Raw genomic sequence first — 16,136 nt, forward strand, 5'->3', positions numbered from 1 at the left:
CATGAAAACCTACACCAAAATTCTGATTCCAACGCTCCCGCTCGTTTTTTTCTTTCTGGCGGTAACCATTGCAATTACTTACCATTTTTCACGTACAGCCCTTCTTGATCTCGGGGACGCCTGGCTTTCCACGCAGCTGGCTATGGCCATGACAATTACCCGCGACCAGGAAAAAATGCTTCATGGCGACGGCCCGGAAATCATTCCGGCCAGCATTGCCAAGGCAAAACAGGACGCAATTGCCCGTATCCGGAACATCACCATCGGAAATAAAGGGTTTATTTTTATAATGGATCGCAGCGGTGCTGTTATCTTCCATCCCAATACATGCCTTAGTGATACGGATCTGAGCCGTGAAAAATGGTTCTCTTCTCTGACAGATCAAGGGGGCAGAAAAATTATCGACCTTTCAGGGGAGCGTCTTCTTGTGCGATTTGGGTATTTTGCGCCCTGGGAATGGTATGTTCTGGCGGTGGACCCCATGGATGAGGTGTACGGCGGCATCAACCGGATGCAGCCCTATCTGTATAGTTTGTTTATTTCAGCCGCCATTATCATTTCCCTGGTTTTAATGGGCTTAACCGCGCGCCTGACCCGTCCGTTCAAGGAGCTTCTTATCGGCACCCAGGCCTTTGGCAAGGGCAACCTTGACACCAGAATCAATATTCAATCCGACGATGAATTCGGTCTTCTGGCAAAGGAATTCAACCGGATGGCATTCAGGCTCCAGGACAGTCTGGCCGCATTAAAACAGAATGAAGAGCATTTCAGGGCTTTAATTGAAAATGCCAGTGATATGATCTGGATTCTTGACCGGGAAGGGGTGTTTCGTTATGTAAGCCCGTCTACATTCCGGATTCTCGGGTATCAGCCTAAAGCACTTCTGGGCCGTTGTTTCCAGGAATTTATACATCCCCGGGAAAAAGAGGAACTGACCGAAATATTTACCCCCAGGGTGACCTCTTTGGTCCAGACACATCAGACAGCCATTCGGTTCATACACAGGGCCAATTACTGGTGCATTCTTGAATGCACGTCCAAAAATCTCATGGATCACCCCACCATCAAGGGAATGGTTGTTAATTTAAGGGATATCACCAAACGCAAACAAGCGGAACAGGCCCTGAAGCTGTCCCACCAGGAACTGGAAAACCGGGTAAAGGAGCGAACCAGGGATCTGCAGGCAGCCAACAAAGCCTTGAATAATGAAATCCAGATCCGCAAACAAAAGGAACAGGAGCTGGAACGGGCGAACCAGGTAAAAAGTGAATTTTTAGCCAATGTCAGCCATGAAATTCGAACACCTTTGAATGCGATCCTTGGGTTCAGCGAACTTCTGGCAACAATGATCAGTGAAAAACAGCAGGCCAGCTACCTTTCAGCCATAAACACAGCCGGGAAAAACCTCTTCGACCTGATCAACGACATCCTGGACCTGTCCAAAATGGAGGCCGGCAAACTGGAACTGAACCGGGAACCTGTCCTGTTAAAGTCTTTGTTCAATGAAATATACCGGCTGTTCAGGGTAAAACTGAAAACAAAAAATCTGAACTTTTTCATTGAACTGCCTGAAAATGACACAGGCTCCCTGATTCTGGATGAGATGCGTTTACGCCAGGTGATTACCAATCTGGTGGGCAATGCCCTGAAATTCACTGAATTCGGCACGATCACGCTTAAAGCACAAATTTGTGCCAGCCAGGAAAATGAGGAAAAGTACGCTGACCTTATCATCCAGGTGGCAGACACAGGCATTGGCATTTGCGAAACCCAGCAGGATAAAATATTTGAGGCGTTTGAACAGGCATCGGCCGGAACCAGCCGGAAATTCGGGGGCACCGGACTGGGGCTGGCCATCTGCAAACAACTGATCGAGATTATGGGCGGGAATCTTTCCGTATCAAGCAAACCGTATCAAGGCTGTGTCTTTACCATCCTCCTGCCCGGTGTTGAAAAATATCACACTCACATTCCCGCGCCTGCGGCTGCAGGCAAATCAGCCTGGACCTGCAGGAAATTTGTCAAAGATCGGGTTCTTATTGTGGATGACCAGCAAGATATCCGGTTCATGCTCAGGGAAGTTCTGGAAAAAATCAATCTTGACGTTATTGAAGCGGCAAATGGCTGCCAGGCGCTTGAGCATGCCAGGGCCCAGAAGCCTGCCCTGATATTCATGGATCTGAAGATGCCGGGAATAGACGGCGTGGAAACCGCGGCCCGTTTGAAAGCAGACCAGGACATTGCCCATATTCCCATATGTCTGATGACCGCGGGCATGACGCTGTGGTCCGAAGAGGAACTTGAATCCCGGGGATTTGCCTGTACCATTGCCAAGCCCATTGCCATCGACAACCTGATGGCCGTTTTGACGCGATTCATCAGCCCGGCGCCTGATTCCACGCAGGGCGCTGCTGCGCTGAGCCGGCTGGACACCCTGGACCAGGATAGTCTGTCCGGAGAGTTTATGGACAGATTGCACAAGGATATTATCCCCCATATCCCGCAAACCCGGGAGGCAATGAAAATATCCGATGTCCAGCGGTTTGCCCTAAGGATCTCTGAAACCGGAAACGCTTTTAACATCGACGCATTCAACGCGTTTGGAGAAGCGCTTTTTCAGTTATGTAAAACCTTTGACATTGAAAAGATCCAGACCTTTCTTGAATACTTTATCCGGACCATCGACCGGATTACTCCCTATCGGGAGCGATAAGACTGCGAATCCACCCTAAAAATGTATTTCCTTCCAGGCAGTCCTTTTCAGCCGTTTCCAGAACCTTTGTCATCTTTTCCGTATCGCTGTACCGGTCTTTGCGGGTGATGATTGCCCGGGCCGGATCAAGCGCCCGGATGACCCTGGCCGGGTTTCCGGCTGCCACAGTATTGGCAGGGATGTCGCAGGTGACAACGGCCCCGGCCCCGATAATGGTATTTTTGCCAATGGTTACGCCTTTGCACACAATGGCGGAATCACCGATCCACACATTTTCATCCAGAACCACCCTTGACCGGGTGGCAGGCGGCAACGATCTGTCGTAAATACCATGCCAGTCTGAATCCGTAATGTAGGCGTGGCTGGCCAGCATACAGGAGTCTGCAATACAGATGGAGTTGGCCGCTGAAATCCGCACGCCCGGGGAGATAAGCACATGGTCCCCGATATGGATACCATCAATATCTTTTTCCTGGGACCACACGGTCAGCCGGGTTCTTTTATCCGGGCATCCCAGCAGGGTCACATGACTGCCGATGGAGATGGGACCGCCGAACAATTCAATATACCAGGGTTTGATTATATAAGGATGGGGGCCCAGGGACGTGAGCTGGGGAACAAGATAACGGCGGACATAAAAATCCTGGAGCCGGTACCAGGCCTGTTTAATATAGTATGGGCGTTTATCCCGGATCATCGTTTACATTTTAAACTTACAGCCGTTCCACGCATCATGGTCAAACAACCGGGCCCCGGGCGTCAGGCTGTACAGGGCATCAGCGGCCATCAACACCACGGCATTGGTCCAGGATATTTTCTCCCCGGGCCAGACCACCATATCCGGATACGTATACCCGCACCAGAAGGTCTGATCCTCAAACACCCGGTTATGAATCCATGAAAAAACAATACCAGCCTTTTGACGACGCCCCATGGCGTGGAGTGCAAGCACCAGTTCCGAGGTCTCGGCAATGGTAACCCAGGGCTGGTCGGACACGCAGCGGCATCCCTGTCCCTTGATGACATATTTATGCCAGGATCTGTCAATACGTGTCTCTGCCCTGTTTCCCTGCAATGCCCCGGACAGTACTGGGTAAAACCAGTACATGGAAAATCTGGACTTGGACACGTTATACGTAAAAATATTTTCCCTGATGGATCTGCCAAGGCGTTTAAACGCATTCTCCCATTCCGGACGGTCATGGCCAAGGATACCGGCAATGGCCAGGGCACATTTCAGGCTCATGAATATGGAACAACTGCCTGACAGCAGGGACATGGGATCAACCGTTCCCCCGGGGCTTCTTGCCCAGTAAATCTCTCCTGTGGCCGCCTGGAGATCTAAGGCAAATCCAATACCTTTTGACATGGTTGACCAGAATTTTTCCAGATCAGCCGCCTCTCCTTTTATTAAATACTGGTGAAACAGCCCCACTGCCAGATAACAGGCCATGTGGCTTTCGGTGGTCCGGTCCGCGGGAACGGAATCCATATAGGATGAATACCAGGATCCGTTTTCATTCTGAAGCGCGGCCAGCCAGTCCAGGGCAGCCATTGCCTGGTCATGAAAACCGCCGATATTCAGTCCCATCACAGACTCCACAAGATCCCAGGGATCGGTTTTTCCTCCGGCATGCCAGGGGATGTCCCCATTTCCCCTTTGAAGACCGGCAATCATACGCGCAACTGAGTCGGGGTTCAGAGGTGAGTCAGGGTGCAGCTTTGCATTTATAGGGTACATGGACGCTCTTAAAAAAAATAATATTCTCAATGAAAATAGGTCAAATTATCAGACACGTCTCTATTTTACAAGCTGATTCATCATTGACAATCCATTTCCATTTATGTAAATAAAACTGAATAGTCATTCAGGATAATTAATTCCGATTATTTATACCCCAACCTGAGGAGAAAATCATGGTAAGAAAGATCAGAAAAGCGGCAGTCATCGGATCCGGAATCATGGGTGGCGGAATTGCCGCCCTTCTTGCCGGTGCCGGTGTTGACGTGCTGCTGCTGGACATTGTCCCTTTTGATTTAACAGATAAAGAAAAAAAAGACCCTGGGGCAAGAAACCGCATTGTTCAGGCCGGCATGGAAGCGGCACTGGCGTCCAATCCCTCTTTATTTTACAGCAAAAAAGACGCCTCGCGCATCAGCACGGGAAACCTGGATGATGACATTGAAAAACTGTCAGAATGCGACTGGATTGTTGAAGTGGTCGTGGAAAATCTGAAAATCAAAAGAGCGTTGTTCGAAAAGGTTGCCAAGGTCAGAAAAGAAGGCACCATTGTTACCAGCAACACATCCGGGATTCCCCTCAAGGATATGAGTGAAGGCTTTTCCCAGGAGTTCAAAGAGCACTTCATGGGCACCCATTTCTTCAACCCGGTCCGCTACATGCATCTGCTCGAACTTATCCCGGGCGCTGAGACCAAACCCGAAGTCATGGATTTCATTGCCCGGTTTGGTGAAAAAAACCTGGGCAAAGGCATTGTCTGGGCCAAGGACACCCCGAACTTTGTGGGCAACAGAATCGGTGTTCAGGGTATTGGTGCCTGCATCAAGTTCATGCTTGAAGATAAAATGACCATCCCCGAAGTGGATGCCCTGTTCGGACCGGCCCTGGGCCGCCCCAAAACCGCCATCTTCAAGACCACGGACCTGGTTGGCATTGACACCATGCTCCATGTGGCCCAGAACTCCTATGACCTGTGCGAAGACGACGAACAGCGCGACACACTTGTCCTGCCTGAATTTATCTCCACAATGGTAGACAAGAATATGCTGGGCAACAAAACCCGTGGGGGGTTTTACAAAACAGAACTGACCCCGGAATGGAAAAAACTGCGCAAGGTTCTCAATGTTGACACCCTGGAATATGAAGACTTTGAAAGAGCCTCGTTCCCCTGTCTGGCCGAAGCCAGGAAAAAAGCCACACTGAAAGAGAAACTTGCCTGCGTACTCAAAGGTGATGACAAGGGCGCCCAATTTGCCTGGAAATGCCAGGCCAACGCGTTCCAGTATGCGGCCAACCGGGTACCTGAAATTGCCGATACCATCGTCGAAATCGATAACGCCATGAAATGGGGTTACAACTTTGAGATGGGTCCCTTTGAAACCTGGGATGCCTATGGGGTTGAACAAGCCGTTGAAAGGATGAAAAGCCAAGGCCTTGATGTACCGGCCAATGTGACGGACATGCTGGCCAAGGGCGTAACATCGTTTTACAAACTTGAAAACGGTATCCGTTACTACTATGATTTCCCGGCAGGCGAATACAAGGCGGTTCCGGTTTCCAAAAATATGGTTTCCATTGCTGCTGCCAAAGGCAATAATAAAACAGTTTTTCAAAATGCCTCTGCAGCGCTGGTGGACATCGGAGATGATGTTTTCTGCATTGAATTCCACACCAAGATGAATGCCATCAACGGCGAGATCGTTGATTCCATCGGCAAAGCCCTTGACTATGTCGAAGAAAACGGTGCCGGCCTTGTTATCGGCAATGAAGCCGGCGGCATGCCCGGTGCTTTTTCTGCCGGTGCGGATCTCTCCTTTGTATCCAAACTGTGCCACGATAAAAAATACACTGAAATCGATGCCTTCCTGGCAAAAGCCCAGGCCGGCATCCAGAGAGCCAAATACGCACCCTTCCCTGTTGTTGCCGCACCTTACGGCATGGTCCTGGGTGGTGGCTGCGAAACCTGCCTGGGCGCTGACCGCATCGTTGCCCATACCGAGCTTTTCATGGGCCTGGTTGAAATCGGCGTGGGCCTGCTGCCTGCCGGCGGCGGCTGCATGAACCTGTGGAAAAAATATGTAAATGCCCTGCCCGGCAAAACTGTAAAAGAGGTGGATCTGGCCAAATTCTTTGTCCAGGCATTCATGAAAATCGCCATGGCCGCCGTATCCATGTCAGCAGCCCAGGCCCGGGACAACGGGTTTCTTGGCCTTGCCGACCGGATTGTCATGAACCGTGACAACCTTGTGGGCGAAGCCAAGAAAGAAGTGCTGAAAATGGTGGATGACGGATATGTTCCCCCGCTGAAAAAAAAGCTCAAAGTGATTGGCAATGCCGGTCAGGGCATGGTCAATGCGGAGCTGTTTAACCTGCTCAACGGTAATTTCATGAGCGAATATGATGCCTTTTTGGCCAAACGCATTGCCTATGTCGTAAGCGGCGGAGATGCCAATGAGGGCAGCGAAATCAGTGAAGAAGCCATTCTCAAACTGGAACGGGAAGCGTTTGTGGACTTGTGCAGGGAAGAAAAAACCATTGCCAGAATTGACCATATGCTGAAAACCGGGAAGCCGCTTAGAAACTAGGAGAACAAAATAATGAGAGACGCATATATAGTACAATCCGTACGGACCCCGGGCTGCAAGCAAAAGAAAGGGTTGTTCAACCAGACCCGGCCCGAAGAGCTGATTTCTTTTATCATGAAGGAAGCGGTTGAAAGAACCGTTAACCTGAAACCCGAAGACATTGACGATGTCATGCTGGGCTGCGCCTTCCCCGAAGCGGAACAGGGCCTGAACCTGGGCCGGATCGCGGCTAAAATGGCAGGCTTCCCGGACGAGGTATCCGGTGCCACGGTGAACCGGTTCTGCGCATCCGGCCTTGAGGCCATTGCCCTGGCCTCTGTACGGGTATCTGCGGGCTGGTCGGACATCTGCGTTGGTGCAGGCTGCGAGTCCATGACATTTGTACCCATGGGCGGCAATGTTCCCCGGCCCCATCCGGAATATTCAAAAACCTACCCGGAAATGTACGTATCCATGGGGATCACTGCTGAAAACGTGGCCAGCCGCTACAAGGTGTCCAGGGAAGATCAGGATATCTTTGCCGCAGCATCCCAGGCCAAAGCAACTGCAGCCAGAGACAACGGAAAATTTACTGAAATCATTCCCACCCCGGCCTACAAATATGTTGTACAGCCTGACGGTACCTACAAAAAAGAGACCTTTATTGTTGAGCATGACGACGGTATCCGGCTCTCCACACCGGAAGGGCTGGCCAAACTGGGAGCGGTATTCAAAGTAAACGGTTCCGTTACTGCCGGCAACTCTTCCCAGACCACGGACGGCGCGGCTGCCTCCATCATCGCTTCCAAAGAAAAATGCAAGGAACTGGGTCTGACCCCCATTGCACGGCTGGTCGGTTACACCACCGTGGGCTGCAAGGCAGATGAAATGGGCGTTGGCCCCAAATACGCCATCCCCAAAGTGCTTAAACAGGTGGGAATGACCATTGACGACATCGACATTTATGAAATCAATGAAGCCTTTGCCTCCCAGGCCCTGCATTGCATCCGGGAACTTGGCATTGAAAAATACATGGATAAAATCAACATCCATGGTGGCGCCATCGCCCTGGGCCATCCGTTGGGATGCACCGGTGCCAAACTGACAGCCACATGCATTGCCAACCTCAGGGAAGTAGGCGGCAAATATGGTGTTGTTTCCATGTGCATCGGCGGCGGCATGGGTGCTGCTGCGGTATTTGAAAAACTCTGATAGTACGTAAAATCAATTCGTTTAAAAAAACCGGTTTGCCTTTTGGGTAAAACCGGTTTTTAACATGAAGCGTCTTTTATTTTTCCCAAGGCCCTGACTTCGGATTGACAAGACCATAAAAATATGTACAACAAAATGTACAGGAGGGATTGATATGGAAGCGATATCCTACACATTTGCAAGGCAGAACCTGGCCAAAACAATGGAAAAAGTATGCAATGACCGCTCGCCGGTAATTGTAACGCGAAAATCTTCAAATGCCGTGGTCATTATGTCTCTTGAAGATTATGAAGCCCTTGAAGAAACAGCCTATCTTTTACGGTCACCCCAAAACGCAAAACGGTTGCTGGAGTCAATAGCCCAGCTTCGTTACCACTACTGATACCGGCCATACCCCCCGAACATTTTCATTCTTTTGGGCTGAAAAACCGGTCAGCCCCTTCAATGGACCGGATGTGAATATCCCGCTGGGGAAAGCTGATCTCTATGTTGTTTTCCCTGAACTGTTTATCGATCCTGAACCTGATCTCCGTATCCACCGCCAGCATATGGTCTATATCGGTCCAGAGCCGCACCACAAAAGTCAGGGCACTGTCGCCAAAATCCGTAAAAAGCACGTCCGGCGTCGGGTAGCCAAGGACATTGGGGACATCCCCGGCAATCTGCAGTAAAATCGTCCTCACCAGTTCCACATCAGATCCGTATGCCACGCCCACGCTGATTTTGCGCCGGATCCGTTTGTCCTTGAAACTCCAGTTGGTCACCTGGTTGCTGATGAGGTCGGCATTGGGAATAATCAGGGAAGCATTGTCATAGGTCTGCACGATAGTGGATCGGACATTTATTTTTCTTACATTGGCCCAGACGCCGTTGACCTCCACGTCATCCCCCACCTGGATGGGCCGCTCAAACAACAGGATAATGCCGGATATAAAATTGTTGAAAATGTTCTGCAGGCCAAATCCGATACCAATGCCCAGGGCACCAAAGGCGACGGCCAGGGACGCCGTGTTCAGCCCAAAGGCATGCAGGGCAATGAGAAGACCCAATGCCCAGATCATATAAACCGAGATGGTTGTGATGGATTCCTGCAGGCCCTGGTCCATGCCTGAACGGCTTAAAAATTTTTTCTGGAACAGCCATTTCCATATCCGCACCAGGGCATAGGTGAAAATAAGCACAAGCCCTGAACTAACCGCCCCCAAAAAGCTGAACTGCATGTTGCCGATGCTTAAGGGGAGGGCCAGAACCTGGTACAGATGACCCAGCACGGTCTTTGGATCACCCCAGGTCAGCAGCAGGACAATTAAAAGGGTAACCATCCAGCACAACTGGCCTGCCCGGATGGCCAGCCACTGGACAGGATAATCGTCATAAACAAAGGTTTCCTTTCTGGTATGGCTTTGCTCCCTGTAATAGTGATCCCATTCCTGGAACAGATGAAAAAGAATCGCCCACCAGAAAAAAACCACAAGGCTCTGAATCCAGGAAAGTATCCAGTGGGCGGCAAGCAGTTCATAACCGGTCATGTCCAGCATGAGAGAAACACCGGAAATCAGAAGCATCGCATATTTGGTGGTCAGAAGCCGGATCAGCTGATTTCTGTCCTGATGATTTTTCCCCCGGGACTGAAGTGTATTGAAATTGATATCCCGCCAGGTTTTAAGGGTCCAGACAAGCATGATAAATGTACCTGTCATGCGCAGCAGGATCAGCAAACCCGAACTTTGTTCCAAAACGGCGTGTACCAGCCCATGGACAAGAATAAAAACAGCAGCAGAACGGGTGAAACGGATCAGATTCAGGGCATTGGCTTCCCCGCCCACGACATCAGTAAAAACTGTTTTCAACGCCCGGCAGATCCATTTACACCCAAGCAGAATCATTATCACCAGGGCAGCCTTCCCAAAAAGTCCGGACACCAGAAGCATCCGGTCCAGACGACTGTACAGAAAAATAGTCAGGGCAGTCCCGGCCGGGATGATGGTCATGACCAGTAAATCCGAGGCCATCTGATGCCAGACGCCAAGCGTTTGCACAACAGGCAGATTCGTTAACCCCGAAGCCTCTTTTCTGAGCCGCCTCAGAATAACAAGCACAGCGGCCAGGACAAAGAAAAATGATACCGCCAGAAGTTCCGCGTTCTGCCACAGCTTTTGAATCCCCACGACCCAGAACTGGGGATCAAAAACCAGGCCGATTCGTTCAATCAGGGTCTTGGAATCCTGCCGAAGCGTATTAAGCGCAACAAATCGCGCTTCCTTTTTTGTGCGCTCAAATAACCCTTTTGCTTTTTTCTGTTCAATGGTTTTTTCAAATTGTGCATCCAGGGTTGTATACGCTTCCTTTATTTCCGCCAGCTTGTCCAGACGTTCCGTGTATATCTGATCCAGCCGGAACACCAGCTCCTTTTTTTCCTTGAGTACCCGGGCCAGACGGGTTGCCGTCTTTTTAATGGTCAGGGACTTGCCACCGGAAACGGTGTTCTCTTTAACACTGGCAAGTTCCGCCTGTTGTTTGTCAACAAGAAGCTTTTGATTATCCAGATGTTCAAGCTCCTGTTTCAGGGCCTCTTCTCCCGGAATCAGCTCCTGAAACAGCTTCTGGGCGTCAATCATGGCGGTTTTCAGTTCTGCCCTGCTTTTCTGGAGCTGGGCAACATCAACATCCTCGGCCAGCAGCACATTCCGGAAAGAGGACAACTGGACTCGGTACCCGTTATATGCCGCTGTCAGGGACACCTGGTCCTGCTCTTCGTTTGTTATACGGTTTTTATATTTTTCAAGGTCACTGAGTTCGGCATTCAGGGATTTCTCAAGGATCGTACCCAGTTCATCAATCAACTGGGATGCCGAGTCCTGGCCAGGTTCGGCAAAAGCAGCAGAAAATCCGCTGAAAACAGTCACTCCGGCAAACAGAATCACAAAAAATCTAAAAATAAATAGAATAGTTAAATTTGCTACAGTTTTATGTAATGCCATATTTTTCTAGAACCACCCTTTCTTTTTAAAATATACAACCATTGCACCGCCTATCGCTGCCATGCCCCCCAATAAAGCGAAATATCCCCACTGCCACTCAAGTTCAGGCATGAATTTAAAATTCATCCCGTAAATTCCTGCCAGAAAGCTTAAGGGGATGAAAATGGTGGAGATAATGGTCAGGGTGGCCATGACCTCATTCATACGGTTGCCCTGGGCTGACATATAAAAATCAAGCATACTGGACAAAATCTCTTGAAGGGAACTGACCGCATCCAGAATATGATTGACATGATCCAGAATGTCCGCATAAAAACGGATGGTGGCATCGGGAACAAGCGGGGATTCGGATTTTATCAAACTGAGCAATGCCCCGCGTACCGGCCGGAGCTGCTTATTGAAAAAGATCACCTCACGCTTCAGCCGGTGTATCTGCTCAAGGTGATCGGGATTTAAATTTTCGAGCATATCACGTTCAACAGATTCCACGGTCTCCACAATCTGTCCTACCACATCGAAAGACTGGTCAACAACAGCATCAATCAGGGCATAAGCCAGGTAACCGGGACCGGCCGTGCGTATGTTTCCCCTTCCAGCCTCAAGTCTTTTCTCCACTGCTCTAAGACAGGGGGACGGTTTGTCCTGGACAAAAATCACCAGGTTATCCATGACAGCCAGGCTGACCTGATTCTCTGATATCTCATGATTCCTGGGGTCAAAGGCCAGTTGTTTCAGTGTGACATAATAATAGTTGTCAAAATCTTCAAATTTGGGAGGGTGGGCCGGGTTAACCATATCCTCCAGAGTCAGGGTATGGATATTGAATAACTCACCCATCCTTGAAAAGGCAAAATGATCATGTATGCCGGTCACCTGAATCCATGTGGTTTTTTCTTTTTGAATCAAAGGCAGGGCTGCGTCAATGTCCGGGGGGTAGTATGTTTCAAGCGAATCTTTAGAATAGCTTAAAACACAGATATCAGACCCTGTGCCCAAAGCAGCCCGAGTCTCAATCTGCAGGCCTGGCGGAGATCCGGCTTTTTTTTCTGATTTCCTAAAAAACCTGGGCATGGTAGACCTTCCATTCAATTCACTATTGATTCTAAATTTGATGCACCGCCGTCACTATTGAAAATAACCGGTTTCATCCGGTTCATTTCCGGGTTGAAATCAAATGCCCAACAGGATTGCCTTCCTGTAAATATGCCCCGAATTGATCAGAAATTTTACTATCCATTGAAACTCTTTCCCAAAATTCATAGGCAGCCTCTATTACCATCCCGCGCTGATCTTCAGGTAAACCGATACTATCCAGATCTGGAGGGTCAAAAATAAAAGGAGACACTTCTCCACTGCTCTTAGGGGCAAAGCCCATTGAGCACATATCATAAATGGGCAATAACCTGAACCTATCGTTATGTATCGATAAACTCAAATTTCCTAAATGCATGTCAGAATTATTTATAAGTCGTCCAAACCACCATAAAGATTCTGCATAAAAAAGATCCTCACGGATTGCTAAGTTTTTTTCCAGCAAGCCTTTCATAACCCTTGGCCAGTTGCTCCCAAGACCGGTAAATTCTAAGTCAATCGTTTGAAGGGATATCATGGAGCTGCGTCCAAGTGTGCCGATTCTATCAAACCGTTGAGATTCCAAAAACAGACGACCATTTATATCAATCAGGCCTGGTACCGCAGCTGAAAAGATCCGTTCATTAAGCACCACAGCAGCGTGATATTCAGTGATTAGGAGATCGCGCCACCGCTCAGCAATTTCATTATTGTCTTTGGGTGAAAATTTTACAATTACATGGCATTGGGAATTCTTATTGAATGCTGTGAACTTAGATTGTTCACCGCCGGCAGATGATCCTGCAATCTCCCCTTGTATCGCTTTCTGGGCAAGATCAGGATAATCCTCTTCTGTGGCAAGTAAAAATTGTGGTCCGGCCCCAATCAAACCACGATCACCGAATATAAAGTTACCCGGGAGATCATCACCATTTGAAATAAGATATCGACCAATGTGATTGCTATTCCAGTTTCTTGGATCTGATGGAAAATCATCACATCGGGATGCAATCCGTTTAGCAACCTGCCGCCCCAAAAAACCTTGTGGCCGCAGATCATAAAGAAAATAAGGCAGATCATCATACAAACCTATTCGACTCTCACCAAGCAATAAAGATGGGATATTTTTAATAGGTTCAACAAAGTATCCGCCATGAATCAATGGGCGGATATGGGCAATTAAGTGTGGTTTGCCAACTTCATCAACAATACTCAATGGTATATTATTTCCATTGTTAAATGCGTTACACGTTGCCGCATATCTGACTGTGCGCCCTTCAGGGATAGCGATGACCTGATCTTCCATTTTTCTAATCTTTCGTGCAATGGTAGTCTGACTTAGGCCTGTCGCTGCCTGGATCTCTTTCGAAGTTGAAGGGCCTCGTTCCAAATATTCTATAATTGATAGTGGCATAACTGAAATAGTGACTAATATAGTCAGATCTTTCTTTTTGAAACTATTTTGCCAAAAAATATCTATAAAAAAATTGACAACAAAAAACCCTTAAACGCGACATGAGCCCTAATTTTTTAATGACTTGGGTTTTGGTAATAGTAGTAACCTTCGCACCACGGGTGGTTTTGACAACGAACATAATGTGATGGGGCAATTCTTGCTTCGTATATTGCTGCAGGGTAAGGTGTGATGCTTGTACTTAGTCCAGATGGCCACCATATTAACTCATTGTTGTAGGCAAAAAATACTCTGACCTGCATGTCTACGTGGCAAACGCCATACTCATCAACCGTTGTTTCCAAAATCTCAACGCCTTTTAGATAGGATCGGGCATGCGAGGATATTGTATCCATAGTGACATCAACACCCGTTCTTTTGGAGTATGTGTCTATCAAAGCGCCTCTCAGTTTTTCTAAAAGCAATCTGTATCCATCTAACACTGCTGCCCTTTCTCCTAAAATCATTGCTTCACCGCGCCGTACAGCAGTCTCTGGAGCCATGCCTTTTCCAGTAACTTTAAACACTACAACACGGTCATTATCCAACGGCTTGCTTTCTTCAATTACGCTACGGCCAGCTGTATTGGGGGCATAGGCCCTATAATAACAGGAACATATAAAAAGCAATTGCAACACAGCAACAAGGCAAATCATTTTTTTCATGACATTCTCCTTTAACATACAGTTTAAATACACTCTTTTTGATTTATTTTAGAGCTATGCAACTAGTATACCCAAAACAACCTTAATCTATTGTATTTAGTTGTGACATCGGATAGCTGGGGATATTCTTGAATTAATCTTTCAAATTTTAAACTGGACTGTCATAAAATTGACGATTTTGAAAACAAATGCTTATGGTCAAAAAGGTCAGGTATCTTAATTTTTCAACGGGGATAATCTGTTCCTAATTTTTAGGATTATATTCAAGCATTGATCAAAAATCAATGGAACCCGGGGTTCTCGGGAAAGCAATCACATCCCGGATATTTGAAATCCCGGTAATCATCATCAAAAACCGCTCAAACCCCATGCCAAAGCCGGCGTGGGGCACGGTGCCGAACCTGCGGGAATCCAGGTACCACCAGTAGGCATCCTTATCAAGGCCCATCTCATCCATCCGGGCTTCCAGCGGGCCTAAGCGCTCCTCCCTCTGGCTGCCCCCGATGAGCTCGCCGATGCCCGGCACCAGCAGATCCATGGCGGCCACGGTTGTGCCGTCATCGTTCATGCGCATGTAAAAGGGTTTGATCTGTTTTGGATAATCCGTGAGAAACACCGGGGTCTTAAAATGTTCTTCAGCCAGAAACCGCTCGTGTTCAGACTGCAGATCAATGCCGTACGCAACCGGATATTCAAATGTTTTGCCGCATTTTTTTAAAATTTTCACGGCTTGGGTATAAGGCAGACGGGCAAAGGGTTTACTGACCAGGGTTTCCAGCTGCGGCCCCAGGGTTTTGTCCACAAAATGCATGAACAGGTCCAGATCTTCCCGGCAATGATCCATGGCATGCCCAACCAGGTATTTAACCAGCTCCTCGGCATGGTCCATATCGCCGTCAAGATCACAAAAGGCCATTTCCGGTTCCAGCATCCAGAACTCTGCGGCATGGCGCCGGGTGTTTGAATTTTCCGCCCGGAAGGCCGGGCTGAAGGTATAGACATCGCCCAGGGAAAGGGCAAACATTTCGGCAGAGAGCTGGCCGGATACGGTGAGATTGGCTTCCCGCCCGAAAAAATCCCTGGAAAAATCCATTTTCCCCTGTTTTTGAACATCAGCCGGATCAAGACCTGTAACCCGGAACATCTCTCCTGCGCCCTCGCAATCAGAGCCTGTGATCAAAGGGGAGTGAAGATAATAAAATCCCTTGTCCAGATAAAAGGTATGGATGGCCTGGGCCATCCGGGATCTGATCCTGAAAGCAGCCCCGTATTTATTTGTCCGGGGCCGAAGATGGGCAATGCTGCGCAAAAATTCGTCTGTATGCCGTTTTTTCTGTAACGGATAATTTTCCGGCGCAATGCTGATAACATCCACGGCAGTGGCCCGGATTTCCCATTTCTGGCCCTTGCCGGGAGATTCCACCAGCTGTCCGGTTACGCCGGCTGCAGAACCGGTGGTCAGTTTTTCCACCTGGTTGTATTCAGAAAGATCGTTTCCGGCAATGACTTGGATATTGGCCAGACAGGAACCGTCATTAAGCTCAATAAAACTAAAATCCTTGGCATCCCTTTTGGTCCGGACCCATCCCTGTACAAAAACCTCACCCGGTGGGTTGGCCATCTCCAGCACTGCCTTTATCTTGGTTCTTTTCATTGCAATTTCCGTTTTAAAAATATATATTTACTGATTTTCAAACAAGTAATGTAAAGATTAGAATATAAAGAAATTCAGTATC

At 48.5% G+C, this 16,136-nt stretch carries 11 protein-coding genes; 4 read left to right on the top strand and 7 right to left on the bottom strand.

Going from position 1 to position 16,136, the window contains the following annotated elements:
* Position 1 precedes the first annotated feature (1 nt).
* Positions 2 to 2,713 carry an ATP-binding protein gene (locus tag Q366_RS19955; RefSeq protein ID WP_051957740.1) on the top strand — a complete coding sequence of 904 codons (2,712 nt, stop codon included), beginning with the start codon at positions 2 to 4 and terminating at the stop codon, positions 2,711 to 2,713.
* On the opposite strand, the gene Q366_RS00855 is transcribed toward Q366_RS19955, so the two are convergent.
* Complete coding sequence (locus Q366_RS00855; RefSeq protein ID WP_035235471.1) at positions 2,691 to 3,410, bottom strand: acyltransferase; 720 nt, start codon at positions 3,408 to 3,410, stop codon at positions 2,691 to 2,693. The genes Q366_RS19955 and Q366_RS00855 overlap by 23 nt on opposite strands.
* 3 nt (positions 3,411 to 3,413) lie before the next feature.
* Complete coding sequence (locus Q366_RS00860; RefSeq protein ID WP_035235473.1) at positions 3,414 to 4,454, bottom strand: hypothetical protein; 1,041 nt, start codon at positions 4,452 to 4,454, stop codon at positions 3,414 to 3,416.
* Between the two features lie 176 nt (positions 4,455 to 4,630).
* Between Q366_RS00860 and Q366_RS00865 the strand changes: the two genes are divergently transcribed.
* From Q366_RS00865 to Q366_RS00875, 3 genes are all read left to right on the top strand, one after another.
* A complete protein-coding gene (locus tag Q366_RS00865) occupies positions 4,631 to 7,039 on the top strand; it encodes a 3-hydroxyacyl-CoA dehydrogenase/enoyl-CoA hydratase family protein (protein WP_035235476.1) in 2,409 nt (802 codons plus the stop codon).
* A 12-nt stretch (positions 7,040 to 7,051) separates the two neighbouring features.
* Positions 7,052 to 8,230 carry a thiolase family protein gene (locus Q366_RS00870; protein ID WP_035235479.1) on the top strand — a complete coding sequence of 393 codons (1,179 nt, stop codon included), beginning with the start codon at positions 7,052 to 7,054 and terminating at the stop codon, positions 8,228 to 8,230.
* 154 nt (positions 8,231 to 8,384) lie between these two features.
* Entirely contained in the window at positions 8,385 to 8,612 is a 228-nt protein-coding gene (locus Q366_RS00875) for a type II toxin-antitoxin system Phd/YefM family antitoxin (protein ID WP_035235481.1), read from the top strand.
* A 25-nt stretch (positions 8,613 to 8,637) separates the two neighbouring features.
* On the opposite strand, the gene Q366_RS00880 is transcribed toward Q366_RS00875, so the two are convergent.
* From Q366_RS00880 to asnS, 5 genes are all read right to left on the bottom strand, one after another.
* Positions 8,638 to 11,211: a mechanosensitive ion channel family protein gene (locus tag Q366_RS00880; protein ID WP_051957741.1), complete on the bottom strand. Its 2,574-nt coding sequence runs from the start codon at positions 11,209 to 11,211 to the stop codon at positions 8,638 to 8,640.
* 6 nt (positions 11,212 to 11,217) lie between these two features.
* Positions 11,218 to 12,282 carry a magnesium/cobalt transporter CorA gene (gene corA / locus Q366_RS00885; RefSeq protein ID WP_035235484.1) on the bottom strand — a complete coding sequence of 355 codons (1,065 nt, stop codon included), beginning with the start codon at positions 12,280 to 12,282 and terminating at the stop codon, positions 11,218 to 11,220.
* An 82-nt stretch (positions 12,283 to 12,364) separates the two neighbouring features.
* A complete protein-coding gene (yjjJ, locus tag Q366_RS00890; protein WP_035235486.1) occupies positions 12,365 to 13,696 on the bottom strand; it encodes a type II toxin-antitoxin system HipA family toxin YjjJ in 1,332 nt (443 codons plus the stop codon).
* Positions 13,697 to 13,812: 116 nt separating this feature from the next.
* Entirely contained in the window at positions 13,813 to 14,400 is a 588-nt protein-coding gene (locus tag Q366_RS00895) for a hypothetical protein (RefSeq protein ID WP_051957742.1), read from the bottom strand.
* A gap of 274 nt (positions 14,401 to 14,674) precedes the next feature.
* A complete protein-coding gene (gene asnS, locus Q366_RS00900; RefSeq protein ID WP_035235489.1) occupies positions 14,675 to 16,054 on the bottom strand; it encodes an asparagine--tRNA ligase in 1,380 nt (459 codons plus the stop codon).
* Positions 16,055 to 16,136: the final 82 nt, after the last annotated feature.

This window comes from Desulfobacter vibrioformis DSM 8776 (assembly GCF_000745975.1).
Lineage (GTDB): Bacteria > Desulfobacterota > Desulfobacteria > Desulfobacterales > Desulfobacteraceae > Desulfobacter > Desulfobacter vibrioformis.